11 protein-coding genes, 2 tRNA genes and 7 rRNA genes (2 of these 20 cut by a window edge) are annotated in these 25,000 nt (G+C 35.1%); 1 reads left to right on the plus strand and 19 read right to left on the minus strand.

What is annotated here, in order from left to right; genetic code table 11:
- The 12 genes from glgD to ACUN06_RS12905 form a co-directional block, all read right to left on the minus strand.
- A protein-coding gene (glgD, locus tag ACUN06_RS12850) for a glucose-1-phosphate adenylyltransferase subunit GlgD (RefSeq protein ID WP_291734400.1) crosses the window boundary here: on the minus strand, positions 1 to 935 show its 5' portion. 172 nt of this gene lie to the left of the window's left edge; only the first 935 of its 1,107 coding nucleotides appear in the window; the start codon lies at positions 933 to 935; the stop codon falls past the left edge of the window.
- Between the two features lie 21 nt (positions 936 to 956).
- The gene (locus tag ACUN06_RS12855) at positions 957 to 2,114 is read right to left on the minus strand and encodes a glucose-1-phosphate adenylyltransferase (RefSeq protein ID WP_291734398.1); all 1,158 of its coding nucleotides are present in this window, start codon (positions 2,112 to 2,114) and stop codon (positions 957 to 959) included.
- A 245-nt stretch (positions 2,115 to 2,359) separates the two neighbouring features.
- Positions 2,360 to 4,198 carry a glycoside hydrolase family 13 protein gene (locus ACUN06_RS12860; RefSeq protein ID WP_449389924.1) on the minus strand — a complete coding sequence of 613 codons (1,839 nt, stop codon included), beginning with the start codon at positions 4,196 to 4,198 and terminating at the stop codon, positions 2,360 to 2,362.
- 13 nt (positions 4,199 to 4,211) lie between these two features.
- On the minus strand, positions 4,212 to 6,647 hold the full coding sequence (locus ACUN06_RS12865; protein ID WP_294161643.1) for a glycogen/starch/alpha-glucan phosphorylase: 2,436 nt from the start codon (positions 6,645 to 6,647) through the stop codon (positions 4,212 to 4,214).
- A 28-nt stretch (positions 6,648 to 6,675) separates the two neighbouring features.
- The gene (gene glgA / locus ACUN06_RS12870) at positions 6,676 to 8,112 is read right to left on the minus strand and encodes a glycogen synthase GlgA (protein ID WP_291734392.1); all 1,437 of its coding nucleotides are present in this window, start codon (positions 8,110 to 8,112) and stop codon (positions 6,676 to 6,678) included.
- Between the two features lie 13 nt (positions 8,113 to 8,125).
- Entirely contained in the window at positions 8,126 to 10,165 is a 2,040-nt protein-coding gene (gene glgB, locus ACUN06_RS12875) for a 1,4-alpha-glucan branching protein GlgB (protein ID WP_291734389.1), read from the minus strand.
- Positions 10,166 to 11,128: 963 nt separating this feature from the next.
- Positions 11,129 to 11,245: ribosomal RNA gene (gene rrf / locus ACUN06_RS12880) — 5S ribosomal RNA — on the minus strand.
- Positions 11,246 to 11,358: 113 nt separating this feature from the next.
- Positions 11,359 to 14,266 (minus strand): 23S ribosomal RNA (locus ACUN06_RS12885).
- Positions 14,267 to 14,792: 526 nt separating this feature from the next.
- Positions 14,793 to 16,308: ribosomal RNA gene (locus ACUN06_RS12890) — 16S ribosomal RNA — on the minus strand.
- The 16S, 23S and 5S rRNA genes sit together here, the layout of an rRNA operon.
- 476 nt (positions 16,309 to 16,784) lie before the next feature.
- Entirely contained in the window at positions 16,785 to 17,270 is a 486-nt protein-coding gene (locus tag ACUN06_RS12895; protein WP_449389925.1) for a patatin-like phospholipase family protein, read from the minus strand.
- Between the two features lie 327 nt (positions 17,271 to 17,597).
- The gene (locus ACUN06_RS12900; RefSeq protein WP_294370010.1) at positions 17,598 to 17,723 is read right to left on the minus strand and encodes a patatin-like phospholipase family protein; all 126 of its coding nucleotides are present in this window, start codon (positions 17,721 to 17,723) and stop codon (positions 17,598 to 17,600) included.
- Between the two features lie 17 nt (positions 17,724 to 17,740).
- Positions 17,741 to 18,544, minus strand: coding sequence for a pyruvate, water dikinase regulatory protein (locus tag ACUN06_RS12905; protein WP_449389926.1), 804 nt, complete (start codon positions 18,542 to 18,544; stop codon positions 17,741 to 17,743).
- 149 nt (positions 18,545 to 18,693) lie between these two features.
- On the opposite strand from ACUN06_RS12905, the gene ACUN06_RS12910 reads away from it, so the two are divergent.
- A complete protein-coding gene (locus ACUN06_RS12910; protein ID WP_291736754.1) occupies positions 18,694 to 19,461 on the plus strand; it encodes a signal peptidase II in 768 nt (255 codons plus the stop codon).
- 76 nt (positions 19,462 to 19,537) lie between these two features.
- Here ACUN06_RS12910 and ACUN06_RS12915 read toward each other — a convergent pair.
- The 7 genes from ACUN06_RS12915 to ACUN06_RS12945 form a co-directional block, all read right to left on the minus strand.
- Positions 19,538 to 19,613: transfer RNA gene (locus tag ACUN06_RS12915), tRNA-Lys, on the minus strand.
- Between the two features lie 5 nt (positions 19,614 to 19,618).
- Positions 19,619 to 19,735, minus strand: a 5S ribosomal RNA gene (rrf, locus tag ACUN06_RS12920).
- A gap of 652 nt (positions 19,736 to 20,387) precedes the next feature.
- The gene (locus ACUN06_RS12925) at positions 20,388 to 20,735 is read right to left on the minus strand and encodes a hypothetical protein (protein ID WP_291736958.1); all 348 of its coding nucleotides are present in this window, start codon (positions 20,733 to 20,735) and stop codon (positions 20,388 to 20,390) included.
- 277 nt (positions 20,736 to 21,012) lie between these two features.
- Positions 21,013 to 21,088 (minus strand) — tRNA-Lys (locus ACUN06_RS12930).
- Between the two features lie 7 nt (positions 21,089 to 21,095).
- Positions 21,096 to 21,212 (minus strand): 5S ribosomal RNA (rrf, locus tag ACUN06_RS12935).
- A gap of 114 nt (positions 21,213 to 21,326) precedes the next feature.
- Positions 21,327 to 24,234, minus strand: a 23S ribosomal RNA gene (locus tag ACUN06_RS12940).
- A 526-nt stretch (positions 24,235 to 24,760) separates the two neighbouring features.
- Positions 24,761 to 25,000: ribosomal RNA gene (locus ACUN06_RS12945) — 16S ribosomal RNA — on the minus strand (it continues 1,276 nt past the right edge of the window).

Consider the following 25,000-nt stretch of genomic DNA (forward strand, 5'->3'; position numbering starts at 1 on the left):
ATATAAACATTTCTTCCTATAACACAATTCTTAACTTCTCCTTCAATATAGGAACCATTAGCAATTATAGAATTTATAACATTACTTGTTACAGTATATTGAGTTGGGCAAGCATCCTTTGGTTTTGTATATATTGGGAACTTACTATAGAATAACTCTTTATTTACTTTCTCATTTAAAAAATCCATATTTGCATCAAAATATGCATTTATAGAATTTATACAAGCTAGATACCCTTCAAATTCATATGCTCCAACTTTTAATTTATCTATATTTCCATTAATATAATTTTTAATCTTTTTATATCTTCCACCTCTAATACATTCATATATCATATCAATAAAAAGATCTGTTTTCATTATATACATTTCCATATTAATATTAGCACTATTTTTTAATCCAACATTTTCTCCAACACCAATAACTCTTGAATTTTCATCTAAATTCAATACTTGGCAATCTATAAAGTTTTCTTCTACATGCTTAACATTCTTATAAACAACACTTACATCATTTCCTTGTTCAATATGATACTTAATTAAGTCATTATAATCTATATTACAAATCATATATGAAGAACAGATTAACGTATACTCTTTTTTGCTACGATCAAAATAATCAATGTTATCTAAAAAATTATGAACATCATCATGTACTGGAGGTTCATCACTAAAGTTAAATACCTTTAATCCATCTTTCTTACGATATATATCCCAAGGTTTTCCATTTGTTAAATGGTCCATTAATGATCTTGAATTATTCTTTGTAAAAATTCCTATTGCTTCTATACCTGAGTTAGTCATATTTGATAAAATGAAATCAACCACTCTATATCTACCAGCTATAGGTAAAGATGCTAATGGCCTATGTCTTGTTAACTCCGTTGTTTTTTTTTCATTTTCATCTAAATTAATTATACCAATACAGTTATTCATCTTCTCATCTACCCCCTTATATTAAACATCCATTGCCTTTATTACACTGCCACTTTTAACATCTTCTTTTGATGCTATAACTGATATTTTTTCACCATCTCCTATCTTGCAGTCTTTTCTAATCTTTGCTTCTCCACCTATAATAGCTTTATTAATAACTACATTATCTCCTATCTTAGCATCTGTCATAATTACAGAGTCCTTAATAACAGTGTTCTTCCCAATATATACACCTTCAAATAATACAGAATTCTCTACTTTTCCATGAACTGTACATCCTTCAACAACTAATGAATTCTTAACATTTGCATCTTTTCCTATATATTGAGCAGGTCTTACTGGACTTACAGAATAAATCTTCCAATCATCATCATAAAGATTTAATCCACTTTCTCTTTTTAATAAATCCATATTTGCTTCCCAAAGGCTGCTGATTGTACCAACATCTTTCCAATATCCCTTAAATGGATATGCAACTAACTTTCTACCTTCATTTAACAGCTTAGGAATTATGTTTTTACCAAAGTCATTACTTGATTCCTTATCTTTTTCATCATCCTTTAATGCTTGTCTTAGAACCTTCCAGTTAAATATATAAACACCCATTGATGCCATATTACTCTTAGGATTAGCTGGCTTTTCTTCAAACTCATATATAGATAAATCATCATTAGTATTCATTATTCCAAATCTACAAGCCTCTTCCATAGGAACTTCTATTACTGCAATAGTTGCTTCAGCATTTTTTTCCTTGTGGAATTGAAGCATTTTATCATAATCCATTTTATATATATGATCTCCTGATAAAATTAATACATATTCAGGATCATATCTATCAACGAATTCTATATTTTGATAAATAGCATTTGCTGTTCCCTTATACCAGTTACCACCCTTTTCTTCTTGATATGGTGGTAGTATGCTTACTCCCCCATCTCTTCTGTCTAAGTCCCAAGGAGTTCCTATCCCAATATGAGCATTTAATTCTAATGGCTTATATTGTGTTAAAACTCCAACAGAATAAATTCCTGAATTTGAGCAATTACTTAATGGAAAATCTATAATTCTATATTTTCCCCCATATGGAACTGCCGGCTTAGCTAATTTTTTTGTTAATACGCCTAATCTTGACCCTTGTCCTCCTGCTAATATCATAGCAACCATTTCTTTTTTTCTCACTATTCTCCCCATCCCCTCTTAATTTAATAAACTACAATATTTTATTGCATTACTAAATTACATTTTCTTATTTATGTTAAATTTATTATTTAACTATATTTTTTTATATAAATGAATTCCTCATTAATTTTTATTTGTTAGTTATATATTAATGTTAAACTAACATTTTCAATATTAATTAATTCAATATTTTACAAGTAAATGATTTAATAAGGCACTTTATTTTGATAAAAGTGCCCTATTTTTTATAGAACCTTTAAAATTTTATATTCATGTCCTTTTAAATTTAACTTTAATTTTCCATCTTTTATTTCATATTTTTTTTCACTATTAATTAAATCAATGATATTTTTATTACTATTAATTTCACTTAAGAATATATTTTCTTCCATTTCTATTGTATTTACTACAACTATTATTTTTTCATTATTATACAGTCTTTCATATCCTAAAATTTCATTTGGAAGCTTTAAAAATTTTATCTCCCCATTTTTTAGAGCATTTTCTGTACTTCTAATTTTTACTATGCTCATATAAAAATCTAATATTTCTTTGTTTTCTTTTCCCCAAGGATATGTTTTCCTATTACTAGGATCACCTTTTCCTAACAATCCCGCTTCATCTCCATAATATATCAATGGAACTCCTGGCAATGTCATTTGAATTATAACTGCTAATTTTAATAAACTAACATTATTATTTAAAACTGTTAATACCCTTTCAGTATCATGGTTTCCTAATATATTCATAGTTGAATAAAAATATTCCCTAGGATAATTTTCTTTAAGAGACATATACTTTTTTATAAAATAACTATTTCCTATAAATCCTCTAACTATATCTAAAATAATTTGCCTTAAAGGATAATTGGTAACAGAATCTAATTCATTTCCAAATAAGTATTCTCTCTTTCTGTTATAACTAAATTTGTTAGATGCATCCTCCCATACCTCACCAATTAAAATGCCATCTTCTTTTACGTCTTTAAGTTTTTTCTTTAAAATCTTAATAAATTCATCTGGAAGCTCATCAGCAACATCTAACCTCCACCCACTAGCTCCAAGCTTTAACCATTTTTCTATTATTGAATTATCTTGCCTAATAATATAATCTAAATAACTAGGATTTAACTCATCAACATTAGGCATATTAGAGAATCCCCACCATGACTCATATAAATTTGGATAATCATTAAATATATACCATCTATAATATGGTGATTGTAAAGATTGATAGGCTCCTAAAGAATCGTAATTCCCAAACTTATTAAAATATTTACTATCACTTCCTGTATGACTAAAAACCCCATCCAATACGATCTTTATACCTAACTTCTCTGCTTTACTACACAATTCCTTAAATATATTTTCATCTCCAAACATAGAATCAATTTTTTCATAATTACCTGTATCATATTTATGACAGCTTGGTGAATCAAATATTGGGTTAAGATATATTGTGCTAATGCCTAAAGATTTTATATATTTTAACTTTTTAATTACCCCTAAAAGATTACCTCCATAAAAATCCCATCTAACTATATTTCCATTAATATCTTTTATATACATAGGCTCATCATCCCATCTTCCATATATAAAAGTATTTTTTTTAGGATTTAATACTTTTCCCTCTTCTTCACCATTAAAAAATCTATCTACGAATATTTGATATATAATCCCCTCTTTATACCAATTTGGTACTTTTTCATTAGAATATATAGTTATTTGATAACTTTTGTGATCATTAAAATATACTTGTCCAACTCCACCTAATGCTTCTATGTTATTACCATATATAATATTTCTACCATAATAATTTATTCTAAAATGATAATATATTAAGCCAAAAGAATTACTAGTATCTACTTCAGTTTCATAAATCCAATTATTTATTTCTTCATTCCAACCTAATTCATTCATTTGAAGTTCTATTTGATTATTATAAAAATTAATTAAACTAATATAAGCTGCACATCTTTTACTAGTCCATAATCTAATTTTTACTTTAGTCCCTGTAATAACCGCTCCAAAAGGGCTTCTTAATTTAATATTATGTGAGTCATGGAAAATTTGTATATCATCCAAATTCACATTCCTCCTATAAATTCTTATATATTACTGTAGATCCCCAAATTCCAGTTGCATATTCCTTAATAGTTCTATCTGATGAAAATATACCTGAATGAGCTATATTAATTCCACATATTTTTTGCCATTTGTTTTGGTTCTTATAAAGTTCATTAACTCTATTTTGAGCTTTTAAATAAGATTCAAAATCCTTTAGTACAAAAAATTCATCATTATAAGTTAATAAATTTTCATATATGCTTCTAAATCTATCTTTATCACTACAATACTTACCATTAATCAAGTCATCAGTTACTCTTTTTAGCTTAGGATCATTATTACAAACTTCCCATGCAGAATACCCACCATGTTTATGATAACTAAGAACTTCTTCTGCATTTAATCCAAAAATAATAATATTATCCTCTCCAACCTCATCTTTTATTTCTATATTAGCACCATCTAAAGTTGCTATTGTAATTGCACCATTCATCATAAATTTCATATTAGATGTACCAGATGCTTCTTTAGTTGTAGTTGATATTTGTTCACTTAAATCAGCTGCAGGAATTATCTTTTCTGCTAAAGATACTTGATAATTTTCAAGCATTACAACCTTAATTTTATCATTTACTCTAGGATCATTATTTATGGTTTCTGCTACCCTACATATTAATTCAATTATATTTTTAGCTAAATAATATCCTGGAGCTGCTTTTCCTGCAAATATAAAGGTTCTAGGTAATATATCTAAATTTGGATTTTCAATTAATTTATTATAAAGATCCATTATTCTTAAACAATTTAAAGTTTGTCTCTTATAAGCATGTATTCTTTTTATTTGAACATCAAAAATTGAATTAGTATCAATAATTATTCCATTAGTTTTATATATTTCTTTTGCTAATCTTTCTTTATTATCTTTCTTTATTTGAGCAAGTTTTTGTAATACCCCTGAATCATCTAAGTGATTTTTAAAATTTTCTAAATCTGTTGGATGTTTTATAAAGCTATCTCCAATTGTATCTATTAGAAGATTTGTTAATTTAGGATTAGATCTAATTAACCATCTCCTATGAGTGATTCCATTAGTCTTATTGTTAAACTTAGATGGATATAAATAATAAAAATCAGACATTTCTCTTTTCTTTAAAATTTCTGTATGAAGTTTAGCAACTCCATTAACACTATGGCTTCCTACTATAGCTAAATTAGCCATTCTTACATATCCATCCCCTATAATAGACATCCTAGATATCTTATCCCATTGTCCTAAATATTTATTCCAAAGTTCTTCACAATATCTTCTATTTATTTCTTCAATAATCATATAAATTCTTGGTAGCAATCCCTTAAACATATCAATGGGCCATTTCTCTAAGGCTTCTGCCAAAATTGTATGATTAGTATATGAAATTGTATTTTGAGTTATTCTCCATGCAGTTTCCCAAGATAACCCTTCTTCATCTAATAATATTCTCATTAACTCAGGTATAGCCAATGTTGGATGTGTATCATTAATATGAATTGCTATTTTTTCATCTAATAAATTTATATCTCCATTATGCTTCTTATAATGCCTTACAATACTTTGTATTCCTGCTGATACAAAAAAGTATTGTTGTTTTAACCTTAACATTTTTCCCTCATAAAAAGAATCTTCTGGATATAAAACCAAAGAAATTGCTTCTACAGAATTTTTATAAGATATAGCCTTTAAAAATTCTCCTCTACTAAATGATGAAAAATCAAATTCATTTGATACAGGTTCTGCACTCCATAATCTTAATGTATTTACCGCCTCATTTTCATATCCAACTATAGGGGTGTCATATGGAACAGCTAATACAGGCTCATAATTCACATGTGTAAATGTAAGTTTTCCATTAACATAATCTGAAATTATACTTCCCCCGAATTTTACTATTTCGGCCTTGTCCTGCTTTTTAATCTCCCACACATTACCTTCTCTTAGCCAATTATCAGATGCCTCAACTTGTTGACAGTCAACTATTTTTTGTTCAAAAAATCCATATTTATATCTTATTCCACACCCATGCCCTGCAATATTTAATGATGCCATTGAATCTAAAAAACATGCTGCTAATCTACCAAGACCTCCATTACCTAAGCCTTGATCATGTTCTAAGCTCTCAATTTCTTCAAGCTCAATTCCTAGTTCACTTAATGCTTCTCTACAAATATCTCTTATTCCTAAATTTAAAAGAAAATCACCTAATAACCTTCCTAATAAGAATTCCATTGAGAAATAGTATACTTGCTTTTGTCCAGTTTGATTATATCGCTTATTAGTATCCATCCAAGTACTAATTACATAATCTCTAACCAAACTGCCTAATGCTTCATATTTTTGTTGATTACTTCCTTCTTTTAATTCCTTACCATGTAATTGAACGAATTTATTGTTATAATCTCTTTTAAATGAATTCTTATCTATTGATAGCATATATCTACCTCCTAATAGCTTGTATCCATTAAGGTGTTTTAACTAATCCTTCATATAACTTCTTGTATTGTATAGCTGATTTATCCCAACTGTTATCTGAATTCATGGCTTGTCTTATTATGTTTTTCCAAGCATCCTTATCTTTATAGATCTTCAATGCATATTCAGTTATTTGCATTAATTCATTTGAATTGAAATTTTTAAATCCAAATCCGTTTCCTTCTCCAGTATATTCATTATATGGAGATATTGTATCTTTTAATCCTCCAGTTTCTCTTACAATAGGTATTGCTCCATATCTTAAAGAAATTAATTGTCCTAATCCACAAGGTTCAAATAATGAAGGCATTAAAAACATATCCGTTCCTGCATATATTTTATGAGCTAATACATTATCAAATTTAATATTTGCTAAAACCTTATCTGGATATCTATATTGCAAGTTTTTAAATGTTTCTTCATACCAATAATCTCCGGTTCCTAAAACAACAAATTGTATATCCTTTTGAAGAAGCCTATCAATAATACTTACAATTAAATCACATCCTTTTTGATGCGTTAATCTTGATATTAATCCAATCATAGGAGTATCTTCTTTTTGTGGTAATCCTAATTCCTTTTGAAGCGATAATTTATTTTCAATCTTATCTTTTATATTATTGCAGTTAAAATTCTTAAAAATGAATTTGTCCTCTTCAGGGTTAAATTCTTCATAATCTATTCCATTTACTATTCCCTTTAAAATTTCACTTTTACTTCTAAGTAATCCATCAAGGCCTTCACCACCTTGTTGAGTTTTTATTTCTTCTGCATAAGTATTGCTTACTGTTGTAATTTCATCACAATAATTAATTCCACCCTTTAAAAAACTTACCATTCCATTTAATTCAAGACTGCCATTAGCTAATGGCATATAATCATATCCAAATAATTCTGGTAAAACTTGAGGTATAAAATTGCCCTTAAACAATAAATTATGAATAGAAAATACAGTTTTCATTTTAGAATAAAATTTGTCATTTTTATATTCTAAATTTAATAGTACTGGTACCATTCCTGTTTGCCAATCATTACAATTAATTAAATCTGGTTTCCAATCTATTTCTTTAATAAATTCCAAAACTGCCCTATTAAAGAATGCAAATCTTTCTCCATCATCATAATAGCCATATAGACCATCCCTATTAAAATAGTACTCGTTGTCTATAAAATAATAAACAACATCTTTATATTTATATTGGAAAACTCCGCAATATTGATTTCTCCAACCAACAGGAACTGTAAACCATTTTATAAATTGTAAATTTTGCTTTAGTTCATCCTTTATATTTTTATACTTTGGTATTACTACCCTTGCATCTACACCTAGGTTTGCTAAAGATTGAGGTAATGCCCCCATCACATCTCCTAAACCACCAGTCTTAATAAATGGATGCGCTTCTGATGCTGCAAACAATACTTTCATCTATTCACACTCCCTATTTAGAATTATTATTCATTTTTTTTAAAATAATAGCCGCCATTGGTGGAACCTTTATTGTTATAGAGTATGGTTGATTATTAAATGTCACTTCTTCTGCAATTAAAACTTCATCAATAGTTTGTCCTGAACCTCCATAAATTTCACTATCTGTATTAAAATCTTGTACATATTTCCCTAACTCTGGAACACCTAATCTAAAATCATATCTAACAACAGGTGTGTAATTACATACAAATATTAAAGATTCTTTATTTTTCTTATCCATTCTAATAAAAGAATATATACTTTCTTCAGAATTATCTGGATCAATCCACTTATATCCTTCAAGATTATAATCATTCTCCCATAATGCCTTATGTTCCTTGTAATAATGATTCATGTCCTTAAAGAATAACTGTGTTTTTTTATGCATTTCAAATTCTTCAATTAAGTTCCACTGTAATTGCTTATCCTCATTCCATTCTTCAAATTGTCCAAATTCTGACCCCATAAAAATTAACTTTTTCCCTGGATGTCCAATCATATGAGCTAAATAAAGTCTCAATCCAGCAAACTTATTCCAATAATCTCCCCACATTTTATTAACAAGAGCTCCTTTTCCATGCACAACTTCATCATGTGAAATAGATAATATAAAGTTCTCTGAATAGTGATAAGCCATAGAAAATGTCATCTTATTATGATGATATTTTCTATATATAGGATCTTCCTCAATATATTTTAATGTATCATTCATCCATCCCATATTCCATTTAAAGTTAAATCCTAAACCATCTTCTTCAACTGGTTTTGAAATTTTAGCCCATGCTGTAGATTCTTCTGCAATAGTCATTACAGTAGGAAATTCTTCATGAATTGCTGAATTATAATCTTTTATAAATTGTATTGCTTCTAAATTTCCATTTTCACCATAAATATTAGGATGCCATTCATCATTTTCTCTTCCATAACTTAAATATAGCATATTGGAAACAGCATCATTTCTAATACCATCTATATGAAATTCTCTTATCCAAAAAAATAAATTTGAAATTAGAAAACTTTTAACTTCTGGTTTTCCTAAATCAAAATTACATGTGCCCCATCCCTTATTTTCTCTTTTCCATTCTTCATCATATTCATAAGTTGGAGTTCCATCAAACATATATAAACCATGAGAATCTTTGCAAAAATGGCTTGGTACCCAATCTAATATTACTCCTATTCCTGCATTATGAAGTTCATCAATAAGGTATTTAAAGTCATTTGCATTTCCATATCTACTAGTAACAGAATAATACCCTACACCTTGGTACCCCCAAGATGCATCTAATGGATGCTCTATTATTGGTAATATTTCTACATGAGTATATCCCATATCAACTAAGTAGTTTGGTAGTTGTTCTGCAATCTCTCTATATGTTAAAAACTTTTCATCTTTTGTTTTCCATGAGCCCAAATGCATTTCATAAATATTAATTGGACTTTCATACATATTAAATCTTTTTCTTTTTAACATCCAACTTTTATCATTCCATTTATATTTATCAGTTTCTCCAACAATAGATGCTGTATTAGGTCTATTTTCTGATTTAAATGCATATGGATCTGACTTTAAATTATAATGTCCATATATATTTTCTACTGCATATTTATATTTTTCGCCTTCATTAAGACCTTCAATAAATATACTCCATATACCTTTATCTGATACCTTTTCCATTTCATATTCATCTTTTATTTTAAAATCAGAAAAGTCTCCTACTACATACATTCTTTTTGCTCTTGGAGCCCAAGTTGTAAATCTTACACCCTTTTTTCTCTTTTCAGAAACACAATGTGCTCCCATAAATCCATATGACTCATAATGCTTTCCTTCATGAAATAAATCAATATTTTCCGAAGTTAATTCACATTTTACCTTTTTTCGTATTGTTCTACTTACTTTTTTATTATCTAAACTTTTTTTATTATTGTTTTTATTTATTGATTTAACATCTTCAATAGTCTTTTTGGTACTACTTTTCTTAACAGCTACTCCATTTTCTCCTCTCATGTAAATACCCCCTCATTTCTAATTCTACTTTATTAAATAATATAGAATTTAATTCCTTTATTATATAATTCTACCATTAAACATTTATACGCTTCAACTTCTTTTAAGCGACATTTAATTTAATAATTCCTTTTAGTTATTTAATTATTATTTTTATTTGTGTTGAAATTTGTAGTTTATGTACCTTTATTCTTATTATTTGTCCATATCTTTGCACCATATTCCATTTTTTACCTATCATATTTCTTACACTATTTTATTTTAAATATATGTTTTTATGATATTTTTTATAACAATATAAAATGATTTTTGATTTATTGTAAATTTTATTAATTCTTAAATTTAAAAAGAGGCTGTCGCACTAAAAATTTTATACACAATATATTGTTTTAAAAAATAAAAATTAATATAATATATTGTAGTATTTTCTTAATGCGACATCCCCTTAGCTAATGCAAGATTACTTTATACAATTTTTTACGCTCTAATAAATTTTCACTAAATCACCCAATAAAAGCATAACATACTTTTACTCTATCAAAAATATTTTTGAAATCGAGTAGGAGGAAATCCGTCCTCTCACACCACCGTGCATACCGACCTAGTATACGGCGGTTCTTTAAGTTTAATAAATTTTAATATACTTATGTGTTAGGCTTTTCAATCCTAAGTCCGTAACCTTCATCTCATATATCTGCTACATTTACTCCTAAAGTTTTGGGTAGTGTTGGACTTTGTTTTGTATTGCAAACTCATCCGACTTTAGTAAACCTTGTATGTAGTTCGTGTTCCTCAGACCGAGACTTTGCCTCCGACTTCCTTCAGATTCCACCTCACAATGGACACCCTTGTCCTTGGCTAGTGGTTCCCACTACCAATCCCACAACAGACTTTCACCGTCAAGTTGTTGCCCATGCTGGGCACACAATAAAAAAAAGCATCTAGTATTAAACTAGATGCTTTACCTGGCAACGTTCTACTCTCCCACACGGTCACCCATGCAGTACCATTGACGCTGTAGAGCTTAACTGTCCTGTTCGGAATGGGAAGGAGTGTTTCCTCTACGCCATCATCACCAGATGCTATGGTTTTCTAAATCTTCGATTTAATTAAAACTTTGTACTCCTCAACTTTGTTGAGTGAGTTTTTTGGAGATTGTTATCTCAAAATTGCACATGAATTATCTTATATTATTGGTCAAGCCCTCGACCTATTAGTATCAGTCAGCTACATACGTTACCGCACTTCCACCTCTGACCTATCAACCTTGTGTTCTTCAAGGGGTCTTACTAGCTTATGCTATGGGAAATCTCATCTTGAGGGGGGCTTCACGCTTAGATGCTTTCAGCGTTTATCCCTTCCCGACTTAGCTACCCAGCCATGCTCTTGGCAGAACAACTGGTGCACCAGAGGTCAGTCCATCCCGGTCCTCTCGTACTAAGGACAGCTCCTCTCAAATTTCCTACGCCCGCGACGGATAGGGACCGAACTGTCTCACGACGTTCTGAACCCAGCTCGCGTGCCGCTTTAATGGGCGAACAGCCCAACCCTTGGGACCTACTACAGCCCCAGGATGCGACGAGCCGACATCGAGGTGCCAAACCTCCCCGTCGATGTGGACTCTTGGGGGAGATCAGCCTGTTATCCCCGAGGTAGCTTTTATCCGTTGAGCGATGGCCCTCCCACGAGGTACCACCGGATCACTAAGCCCGACTTTCGTCCCTGCTCGACTTGTAGGTCTCGCAGTCAGGCTCCCTTCTGCCTTTGCACTCTACGAACGATTTCCGACCGTTCTGAGGGAACCTTTGGGCGCCTCCGTTACTTTTTAGGAGGCGACCGCCCCAGTCAAACTGCCCACCTAACAATGTCCAGTCACCAGATTCATGGCGTCCTGTTAGAACCCCAGTACTGTCAGGGTGGTATCCCAAGGTTGACTCCACTAAGGCTGACGCCCTAGTTTCCCAGTCTCCCACCTATCCTGTACAGACAATACCGGAATTCAATGCTAAGCTACAGTAAAGCTCTACGGGGTCTTTCCGTCCAATCGCGGGTAGCGAGCATCTTCACTCGCACTACAACTTCGCCGGATTTGCAGTTGAGACAGTGCCCAAGTCATTACGCCATTCGTGCGGGTCAGAACTTACCTGACAAGGAATTTCGCTACCTTAGGACCGTTATAGTTACGGCCGCCGTTTACTGGGGCTTAAGTTCACACCTTCGCTTGCGCTAAGTGTTCCCCTTAACCTTCCAGCACCGGGCAGGCGTCAGCCCCTATACATCAGCTTACGCTTTAGCAGAGACCTGTGTTTTTGCTAAACAGTTGCTTGGGCCTATTCTCTGCGGCCTGCTCTCGCAGGCACCCCTTCTCGCGAACTTACGGGGTCAATTTGCCTAGTTCCTTAACTGCAATTCTTCCGCCGGCCTTAGGATTCTCTCCTCATCTACCTGTGTCGGTTTGCGGTACGGGCACTACTTCTCTCTCTAGATGCTTTTCTTGGAAGCATGGAATCATGTACTTCGGTCTTAATGACCTTCCCCATCACGCCTCAGAATTGTTACAGCGGATTTGCCTACCGTAACTTCCTAAACGCTTAGACTAGCATTTCCAATCGCTAGCACACACTATCCTTCTCCGTCACACCCTCGATAATAACGATGGTAGTGGTATCGGAATATCAACCGATTGTCCATCGCCTACGCCTTTCGGCCTCGGCTTAGGTCCCGACTAACCCTCAGCGGACGAGCCTTCCTGAGGAAACCTTAGATATTCGGCCTGTAGGATTCTCACCTACATCTCGCTACTAATGCCAACATTCTCACTCGTAATCAGTCCACCGCTCCTTCCGGTACGACTTCAGCCCGATTACGACGCTCCCCTACCACTTGCAATTACTTGCAAATCCGTAGCTTCGGTGGTAAGTTTAGCCCCGGTACATTTTCGGCGCAGGATCTCTCGACTAGTGAGCTATTACGCACTCTTTAAATGAGTGGCTGCTTCTAAGCCAACATCCTAGTTGTCTTAGAAATCCCACATCCTTTTCCACTTAACTTACACTTTGGGACCTTAGCTGACGGTCTGGGCTGTTTCCCTTTTGACCACGGATCTTATCATTCGTAGTCTGACTGCCGGACTTAATGTATATGGCATTCGGAGTTTGATAAGGTTCGGTAAGCGATATGCCCCCTAGCCCATTCAGTGCTCTACCTCCACTACACATATCCGACGCTAGCCCTAAAGCTATTTCGGGGAGAACCAGCTATCTCCGAGTTCGATTGGAATTTCTCCGCTATCCACAGCTCATCCCATGCTTTTTCAACAGCAACGTGGTTCGGTCCTCCACGAAGTTTTACCCTCGCTTCAACCTGGCCATGGATAGGTCACCCGGTTTCGGGTCTACGGCATGCAACTAGTCGCCCTATTAAGACTCGGTTTCCCTTCGGCTCCGTACCTTAAGTACTTAACCTTGCTACATACCGTAACTCGTTGGCTCGTTCTACAAAAAGCACGTCATCACCCTCATAAGGGGCTTTGACCGGTTGTAGGCACACGGTTTCAGGTTCTATTTCACTCCCCTCCCGGGGTTCTTTTCACCTTTCCCTCACGGTACTGCTTCACTATCGGTCATCAGGTAGTATTTAGCCTTGGGAGGTGGTCCTCCCTGCTTCCCACAAGGTTTCACGTGTCTCGTGGTACTCTGGATCAGAACTTGATTATCTTGACTTTCACCTACAGGACTATTACCTCCTACGGTCCAACTTTCCAGTTGTGTTCGGTTAATCACGACTTCTCGTTAATGTTCTGTCCGCAACCCCAAAGATAAATCTTTGGTTTGGGCTCTTTCCCTTTCGCTCGCCGCTACTTAGGAAATCGATTTTTCTTTCTCTTCCTCTAGGTACTTAGATGTTTCAGTTCCCTAGGTTTACCCTCGTATAGCTATGTATTCACTATACGATACATGGGGTTTCCCATGTGTGTTCCCACATTCGGAAATCTCCGGATCACTGGCTATGTGCGCCTACCCGAAGCTTATCGCAGCTTATCACGTCCTTCATCGGCTCCTGATGCCAAGGCATTCACCATGCGCCCTTTGTAGCTTGACCTTTACTCGTTTACTATATCTTATTACTTCGTCAACTGTGAAATCTATTCATTCACGTACATAAGTACTGTTCATTTCATATCTTTCTTGTTTCCTTGTACTAAGCTATATTAAACTTCGTAACCTATCAGTCAAAAATTTTCAAAGTTTTGCATTTAATATTTTCGCAACAAATCTTAATTACTTCAGAGTTGTAAGTTCGAATTACCAAATTAAAATTTGGATTCTCACTTAAGAATATTTCTTGGCTTACTTCTCAATATGTTTTGAAGTTATATATAATTCATGTGCAATTTTCAAAGAACAAAATTTACAGTTATAAACTTAGCATTACTACATCAACTTCCTCGTTATGCTACTCACGTATATCATACGCTCCGTTGCTCATTCGTCGTTTCCTCGTACTGCTTGCTTCTAACAGTAAATTAATTTTGAGAAACATGGTTTCTCAAAATTGAACAGACTAGTTAAACCAGTATCTTTTAAGATTTACGAAACAAACATCTTGTTGTTTCATTTCTCCATAGAAAGGAGGTGATCCAGCCGCAGGTTCTCCTACGGCTACCTTGTTACGACTTCACCCCAATCGCTGACCCTACCTTAGGGCGCTTCCTCTCTTGCGAGTTAGATCACGCACTTTGGGTATTGCCAACTCTCATGGTGTGACGGGCGGTGTGTACAAGGCCCGGGAACGTATTCACCGCGACATGCTGATTCGCGATTACTAGCAACTCCAGCTTCATGTAGGCGAGTTTCAGCCTACAATCCGAACTGAGACAAGTTTTTGAGTTTTGCTCCACCTCGCGGTATTGCGTCTCTTTGTACTTGCCATTGTAGCACGTGTGTAGCCCTAGACATAAGGGGCATGATGATTTGACGTCATCCCCACCTTCCTCCCGGTTAACCCGGGCAGTCTCGCTAGAGTGCTCAACTAAATGGTAGCAACTAACAATAAGGGTTGCGCTCGTTGCGGGACTTAACCCAACATCTCACGACACGAGCTGACGACAACCATGCACCACCTGTCTTCCTGTCCCCGAAGGAACTTTCCCGATTAAGGGTAATGCAGGAGATGTCAAGTCTAGGTAAGGTTCTTCGCGTTGCTTCGAATTAAACCACATGCTCCGCTGCTTGTGCGGGCCCCCGTCAATTCCTTTGAGTTTTAATCTTGCGACCGTACTCCCCAGGCGGAATACTTAATGCGTTAGCGGCGGCACAGAGGTCATGACAACCCCTACACCTAGTATTCATCGTTTACGGCGTGGACTACCAGGGTATCTAATCCTGTTTGCTCCCCACGCTTTCGAGCCTCAGCGTCAGTTACAGTCCAGAGAATCGCCTTCGCCACTGGTGTTCTTCCTAATCTCTACGCATTTCACCGCTACACTAGGAATTCCATTCTCCTCTCCTGCACTCTAGACTTCCAGTTTGAAATGCAGCACCCAAGTTGAGCCCGGGTATTTCACATCTCACTTAAAAGTCCGCCTACGCTCCCTTTACGCCCAGTAAATCCGGACAACGCTCGCCACCTACGTATTACCGCGGCTGCTGGCACGTAGTTAGCCGTGGCTTCCTCCTCAGGTACCGTCATTATCGTCCCTGAAGACAGAGCTTTACAACCCGAAGGCCGTCATCACTCACGCGGCGTTGCTGCATCAGGGTTTCCCCCATTGTGCAATATTCCCCACTGCTGCCTCCCGTAGGAGTCTGGGCCGTGTCTCAGTCCCAATGTGGCCGATCACCCTCTCAGGTCGGCTACGCATCGTCGCCTTGGTGAGCCGTTACCTCACCAACTAGCTAATGCGCCGCGGGCCCATCTCATAGCGGATTGCTCCTTTAATTGCTACTTCATGCGAAGCTACAATCTTATGCGGTATTAATCTTCCTTTCGAAAGGCTATTCCCCTCTATGAGGCAGGTTGCCCACGTGTTACTCACCCGTCCGCCGCTAGCTTCACTCCCGAAGGAGATTCACTCGCTCGACTTGCATGTGTTAGGCACGCCGCCAGCGTTCGTCCTGAGCCAGGATCAAACTCTCACTAAAAAGTTTAATCATTTGCTCAAATTACTTTGAGTCTTGTTTTTTAAGACCCTTAAAAGAATTGCTGGTTTACTTTAACTATATTCTGTTCAATTTTCAAAGACCATTTACTCTGTCGCACCCAAGCGACTTCTTTATCTTATCATCTCATTCGACATTTGTCAACAATTTTTTTAAAAAACTTGTTTAAATTTATGAATTCGACAATATTTATAATATCACTTTAAAATTAAACTGTCAACAATTTCTATTATATAAATTGTTTAGTATATTTTACTCAGCGATTTTTTAATATTAACATCATATATTTTTTATGTCAATACTTTTTAATAAAAAAATTAAGGTAGATTAGCTTATTATATTTTATTACTAATTTACCTTAATATTAAAATATTATTTTCTTTTTTATTTAAATATACTCTTTATATTATTTATTAAATTTTCTTTTGATTTTATTTCATCACTATCTATTTTTCGTGCTAATTGCATGACAGGTTGAAACTTATACATAGTATCCATATACCCCTTTGCCATTCTTTGCTTAATAATATCCTTATTAAATTCATCATTCCTCTTAAGTCAGCCTCCTCTGACTCCAAAGAATTAATTTCTATTATTTTAGTATTAGGATATTTCTCTATGTCAATATAACTATCTACAGATAACTTAACTACTATTATAACATCATAACCCTCTCCATATACTGGTTGTATAGGTACATTATCTACAATTCCACCATCTAAATAGCTAACATTATTAATTATAGCTGAATCATATATTAATGGTACTGCTGAAGTTGCATACAATATATTTTTTATATCCTCAGTTGAATTTCCATTAAATTCAAAATACTTTACCCTTATTTCCGAAATACTAGTACATGTTGCATATCCATTTATATTTAAATTCTTAATTTTATTAAAATCAATTTTCTTTAATATATTCTCTAGTCCCTGCCTTGACAATGTTCCTCACTCCAAGTAATTCAGCAAAATCTTTTGGTTTATAATTTGTTATGTGTTTACTGTTCATTAATATCACTCCTTGGGCGCATATTAACACTCTTAAACACATTCATCAATATTTTAATTTACTATATATCCCTTCTTTAACAAGTATAGGTAAATATTTCTTTGTAAATGTCATATTTTTAGATCCCAAATAAAATAAAACTCCCTTTAAAATTAAATCTTTTTCATCTAGTAGTAAAATTTATTTACTTGTTACATTACACCAAATTTCTTCTGCTAACTTTATATCTCCCTGTAAAAATAATATTGTATTTAACACCTCTATATATATATTCCTGATACAACCTTTATATATTTCTCTATTTTTAATTTAGCAAGTGCTTTCCAAACTTCTATTTGATAAGCTCCTCTTGCTCCACCACCAGCTAAAACCAACCCCAACTTCATAATTTTTAGCCCCTATATTATTTATCACATCCCAATGAATTAATAATTATAAGCGCAGTATCTTCTATTGCTCTTTGTGTAACATCTATAGTTCTACAACCCAACTTTCTAATAATCTTATCTGCAAAGTCAAACTCCTCTAAAATTCTGGCATCTCCAGCATATTCAATATTTGAAGGTATTCTATGAAATTTATCTAATCTTCTCTTTCTTATTTCTATTAATTGTAATGGATTTATTGTTAATCCAAATACTTTATGTTTATCTATTTCAAATAGTTCCTTAGGTACATCTACTTCAGGAACTAAAGGAATATTAATTGCCTTAATTCCCTTATTAGCTAAATATATACATAATGGTGTCTTTGATGTTCTAGATAATCCAACTAACACTACATCAGCATTTTTCAATCCTCTATAATCCTTGCTATCATCATATTGAATAGCAAATTCCATTGCCTCAATTCTTTTAAAATAAACTTCATCAGTTTTCCACATTGCTCCTGGATTATATTTGGGATGCTTTTTTAAAATTGATGATGCAATATTTATGATAGGTCCTAATACATTTACAACTGATATATTATTTTCCACACACTTTTGAGTTAAATACTCTCTTACATTTACCGTAATAATTGTTGATACAATCATTACATAATTATAATTCTTAATCTCAGTCATAACTTCTTCAACATCTTCTAAACTTTTAACATAAGGTATTCTTTTTACCTCAACATCTTCTGAAAATTGACTTGCTGCAGCTTGTGCCACTTGTTCAGAAGTTTCTCCAATTGAATCTGATACAGCAAAAATAGTTAACATATATAATACCCTCCTCTTTCATATTCATAATATAAACTCTCATACATTTATTATACCAACTTTTTTCAAATAATTGCTAATATGGTGAATTATAATATTTATTATGATAAAATAAAGCTATAATTAAAACATATTAATAGGAGGAACTCATGAAAAATATAATTAATAAAGATAAAATTATTACAATTGGAATATTACCAATTATGTGGTTGATATATTTTTTATTTGAAGTATTTAGTGGAAGAGTAAATGATTTATATACTCTTATCTTAAATCTTTCTTTAATTTTTTTATTTGCTTTTGTTGGTTGGATTATATATATGTACAGTATAAAAAACATATATGGAGTAAATACTAAAATATTAATCATTATATTTTTTATCTTAATGTTATTAGATCAAGGTTTAAAACTAATAATAAAAATCAATTTCTTTCATTCTTATTTAGAAATAATTCCTGAATTTTTATATTTCAATCCTATAATAAATACTCAAGGTTCTTGGTTAAATGCTAGATTCAATTTTAATATTGGATTTTCATTATTAATTATTATTAATGGAATAGCATTAATATTATTTTTAGAATTATATAGATATTTAAAATATAAAAATATTAAAAACTTTTGGACGGATCTGTGTTTTATATTTATATTTTCAGGTGCTTTATGTTCCTTAATAGATAAATTATTTTATGGAGGTAGTTTAGATTTTATAGGTATAAGTGATTTATTTATTGCAGATTTTAAAGATATATATATAAACTTAGGACTATTGTTTTTTATAATGTCTTGTTATAAAGGTGGTTTCTTTTCACAAACTGAAGAAACTTCTCTTAAAGATGATTGGAACTCTATAAAAAAATTTCTAAATTTTATAAAAAATGATATTTTACAAATATTAAAAAAGGAAAAGGTATAAATACCTTTTCCTTTTATTTATATTATGCTAAGCAAGTTTCCTATTAAAAAATCACTCCCATAATAGAAGTGATTTTTGGTGGCTTACCGGGGAATCGAACCCCGGACACCTTGATTAAAAGTCAAGTGCTCTACCGACTGAGCTAGTAAACCATATTACCTGGCAACGTTCTACTCTCCCACACGGTCACCCATGCAGTACCATTGACGCTGTAGAGCTTAACTGTCCTGTTCGAAATGGGAAGGAGTGTTTCCTCTACGCCATCATCACCAGATATTTTTATTTATTTGTCTCTCAACAATTACTTATTATATAGGGTTGTTCTACATATGTCAACATATTTTTTAAAATTTTTTTATTAATTTTAAAATTTATTTTTTACCTATTTATATATATAATTTTTATTAGTTTTTCCACATTTAATTTAAATTATACACAGAATAAATTATTTAAATAACATTAAACTGTTAATAGTTTAAATATATTAACATTGTTGATAAATTTTAAAAATATATATAATTTTATTTAATTTAAATTAAGTATAAATAAGTAAATTAAGAATTCTATTTTTATTATACCTAATTTGTCAATACTTTTACTTCAACTATCATTGATATATGATAAAGCAAGTTTTTAAATAATACTTTTTCCTGCATGAATAATATGCTCTTTTAAACCATTTAATACCAGAATTAAATAAACTATATACTCTAAATTTCTTTCCTTTAATATTTTTAGTTGCTCCTAATAATTTATTTTTCTTATCTTTCCTACAAGAAACTCCAAGTGATATTATGTATCAATAAGCTATACAAACACAAAAATACAACATTTTAGTATATTGAATATCATTGCTCCAGGTGTCTTCTAGGTCAAATCCAGCACTTTTAAAATCCCTAAACATTTCTTCAATATTAAATCTTTTTTTATTCCCTTATTGCATAAGATTCAGAAATATTATTAGCAATAAACCAGACATCTTCAGACTCTTCTGCTGTACATACTGCCATATTACATACATATTCTTGTGCTGTTAACTTAATATTATAAAAATATTTTGTAAATCCTTTTCTTGAAGTTATATCATCTAGTTTTTTAATTTTTCTTTTTCCGGCAATGGATATTCCCATATCTTTAGTACATCTAATACAATATTTCCATTTAAGGGTTTCATCTATAAATTTAAATAAATCAATACTTTTAAATCCTCTCTCTGCAATAATAGTAACCTCAAACTCATAGGGTGTTAATATATTAAGAACAACAACCTTCATCTCATATATCTGCTACATTTACTCCTAAAGTTTTGGGTAGTGTTGGACTTTGTTTTGTATTGCAAACTCGTCCGACTTTAGTAAGCCTTGTATGTACTTCGTATCCCTCAGACCAAGACTTTGCCTCCGACTTCCTTCAGATTCTACCTCACAGTAGATATCCTTGTCATTGGCTAGTGGTTCCCACTACCAAACCTATAACGGACTTTCACCGTCAAGTTGTTACCCATGCTAGGCACACATAAAAAAAGTCTTAACTTATATAAGTTAAGACTTTTGGTGCGCCATCACGGGTTCGAACCGGGGACACCCTGATTAAGAGTCAGGTGCTCTACCAACTGAGCTAATAGCGCATACTTTACCTGGCAACGTTCTACTCTCCCACACGGTCACCCATGCAGTACCATTGACGCTGTAGAGCTTAACTGTCCTGTTCGGAATGGGAAGGAGTGTTTCCTCTACGCCATCATCACCAGATGCTATGGTTTTCTAAATCTTCGATTTAATTAAAACTTTGTACTCCTCAACTTTGTTGAGTGAGTTTTTTTGGAGATTGTTATCTCAAAATTGCACATGAATTATCTTATATTATTGGTCAAGCCCTCGACCTATTAGTATCAGTCAGCTACATACGTTACCGCACTTCCACCTCTGACCTATCAACCTTGTGTTCTTCAAGGGGTCTTACTAGCTTATGCTATGGGAAATCTCATCTTGAGGGGGGCTTCACGCTTAGATGCTTTCAGCGTTTATCCCTTCCCGACTTAGCTACCCAGCCATGCTCTTGGCAGAACAACTGGTGCACCAGAGGTCAGTCCATCCCGGTCCTCTCGTACTAAGGACAGCTCCTCTCAAATTTCCTACGCCCGCGACGGATAGGGACCGAACTGTCTCACGACGTTCTGAACCCAGCTCGCGTGCCGCTTTAATGGGCGAACAGCCCAACCCTTGGGACCTACTACAGCCCCAGGATGCGACGAGCCGACATCGAGGTGCCAAACCTCCCCGTCGATGTGGACTCTTGGGGGAGATCAGCCTGTTATCCCCGAGGTAGCTTTTATCCGTTGAGCGATGGCCCTCCCACGAGGTACCACCGGATCACTAAGCCCGACTTTCGTCCCTGCTCGACTTGTAGGTCTCGCAGTCAGGCTCCCTTCTGCCTTTGCACTCTACGAACGATTTCCGACCGTTCTGAGGGAACCTTTGGGCGCCTCCGTTACTTTTTAGGAGGCGACCGCCCCAGTCAAACTGCCCACCTAACAATGTCCAGTCACCAGATTCATGGCGTCCTGTTAGAACCCCAGTACTGTCAGGGTGGTATCCCAAGGTTGACTCCACTAAGGCTGACGCCCTAGTTTCCCAGTCTCCCACCTATCCTGTACAGACAATACCGGAATTCAATGCTAAGCTACAGTAAAGCTCTACGGGGTCTTTCCGTCCAATCGCGGGTAGCGAGCATCTTCACTCGCACTACAACTTCGCCGGATTTGCAGTTGAGACAGTGCCCAAGTCATTACGCCATTCGTGCGGGTCAGAACTTACCTGACAAGGAATTTCGCTACCTTAGGACCGTTATAGTTACGGCCGCCGTTTACTGGGGCTTAAGTTCACACCTTCGCTTGCGCTAAGTGTTCCCCTTAACCTTCCAGCACCGGGCAGGCGTCAGCCCCTATACATCAGCTTACGCTTTAGCAGAGACCTGTGTTTTTGCTAAACAGTTGCTTGGGCCTATTCTCTGCGGCCTGCTCTCGCAGGCACCCCTTCTCGCGAACTTACGGGGTCAATTTGCCTAGTTCCTTAACTGCAATTCTTCCGCCGGCCTTAGGATTCTCTCCTCATCTACCTGTGTCGGTTTGCGGTACGGGCACTACTTCTCTCTCTAGATGCTTTTCTTGGAAGCATGGAATCATGTACTTCGGTCTTAATGACCTTCCCCATCACGCCTCAGAATTGTTACAGCGGATTTGCCTACCGTAACTTCCTAAACGCTTAGACTAGCATTTCCAATCGCTAGCACACACTATCCTTCTCCGTCACACCCTCGATAATAACGATGGTAGTGGTATCGGAATATCAACCGATTGTCCATCGCCTACGCCTTTCGGCCTCGGCTTAGGTCCCGACTAACCCTCAGCGGACGAGCCTTCCTGAGGAAACCTTAGATATTCGGCCTGTAGGATTCTCACCTACATCTCGCTACTAATGCCAACATTCTCACTCGTAATCAGTCCACCGCTCCTTCCGGTACGACTTCAGCCCGATTACGACGCTCCCCTACCACTTGCAATTACTTGCAAATCCGTAGCTTCGGTGGTAAGTTTAGCCCCGGTACATTTTCGGCGCAGGATCTCTCGACTAGTGAGCTATTACGCACTCTTTAAATGAGTGGCTGCTTCTAAGCCAACATCCTAGTTGTCTTAGAAATCCCACATCCTTTTCCACTTAACTTACACTTTGGGACCTTAGCTGACGGTCTGGGCTGTTTCCCTTTTGACCACGGATCTTATCATTCGTAGTCTGACTGCCGGACTTAATGTATATGGCATTCGGAGTTTGATAAGGTTCGGTAAGCGATATGCCCCCTAGCCCATTCAGTGCTCTACCTCCACTACACATATCCGACGCTAGCCCTAAAGCTATTTCGGGGAGAACCAGCTATCTCCGAGTTCGATTGGAATTTCTCCGCTATCCACAGCTCATCCCATGCTTTTTCAACAGCAACGTGGTTCGGTCCTCCACGAAGTTTTACCCTCGCTTCAACCTGGCCATGGATAGGTCACCCGGTTTCGGGTCTACGGCATGCAACTAGTCGCCCTATTAAGACTCGGTTTCCCTTCGGCTCCGTACCTTAAGTACTTAACCTTGCTACATACCGTAACTCGTTGGCTCGTTCTACAAAAAGCACGTCATCACCCTCATAAGGGGCTTTGACCGGTTGTAGGCACACGGTTTCAGGTTCTATTTCACTCCCCTCCCGGGGTTCTTTTCACCTTTCCCTCACGGTACTGCTTCACTATCGGTCATCAGGTAGTATTTAGCCTTGGGAGGTGGTCCTCCCTGCTTCCCACAAGGTTTCACGTGTCTCGTGGTACTCTGGATCAGAACTTGATTATCTTGACTTTCACCTACAGGACTATTACCTCCTACGGTCCAACTTTCCAGTTGTGTTCGGTTAATCACGACTTCTCGTTAATGTTCTGTCCGCAACCCCAAAGATAAATCTTTGGTTTGGGCTCTTTCCCTTTCGCTCGCCGCTACTTAGGAAATCGATTTTTCTTTCTCTTCCTCTAGGTACTTAGATGTTTCAGTTCCCTAGGTTTACCCTCGTATAACTATGTATTCACTATACGATACATGGGGTTTCCCATGTGTGTTCCCACATTCGGAAATCTCCGGATCACTGGCTATGTGCGCCTACCCGAAGCTTATCGCAGCTTATCACGTCCTTCATCGGCTCCTGATGCCAAGGCATTCACCATGCGCCCTTTGTAGCTTGACCTTTACTCGTTTACTATATCTTATTACTTCGTCAACTATGAAATCTATTCATTCACGTACATAAGTACTGTTCATTTCGTATCTTTCTTGTTTCCTTATACTAAGCTATATTAAACTTCGTAACCTATCAGTCAAAAATTTTCAAAGTTTTGCATTTAATATTTTCGCAACAACCCTTAATTACTTCAGAGTTGTAAGTTCGAATTACCAAATTAAAATTTGGATTCTCACTTAAGAATATTTCTTGGCTTACTTCTCAATATGTTTTGAAGTTATATATAATTCATGTGCAATTTTCAAAGAACAAAATTTATAGTTATAAACTTAGCATTACTACGTCAACTTCCTCGTTATGCTACTCACGTATATCATACGCTCCGTTGCTCATTCGTCGTTTCCTCGTACTGCTTACTTCTAACAGTAAATTAATTTTGAGAAACATGGTTTCTCAAAATTGAACAGACTAGTTAAACCAGTATCTTTTAAGATTTACGAAACAAACATCTTGTTGTTTCATTTCTCCATAGAAAGGAGGTGATCCAGCCGCAGGTTCTCCTACGGCTACCTTGTTACGACTTCACCCCAATCGCTGACCCTACCTTAGGGCGCTTCCTCTCTTGCGAGTTAGATCACGCACTTTGGGTATTGCCAACTCTCATGGTGTGACGGGCGGTGTGTACAAGGCCCGGGAACGTATTCACCGCGACATGCTGATTCGCGATTACTAGCAACTCCAGCTTCATGTAGGCGAGTTTCAGCCTACAATC

Source organism: Clostridium sp. ETTB3 (assembly GCF_053571985.1).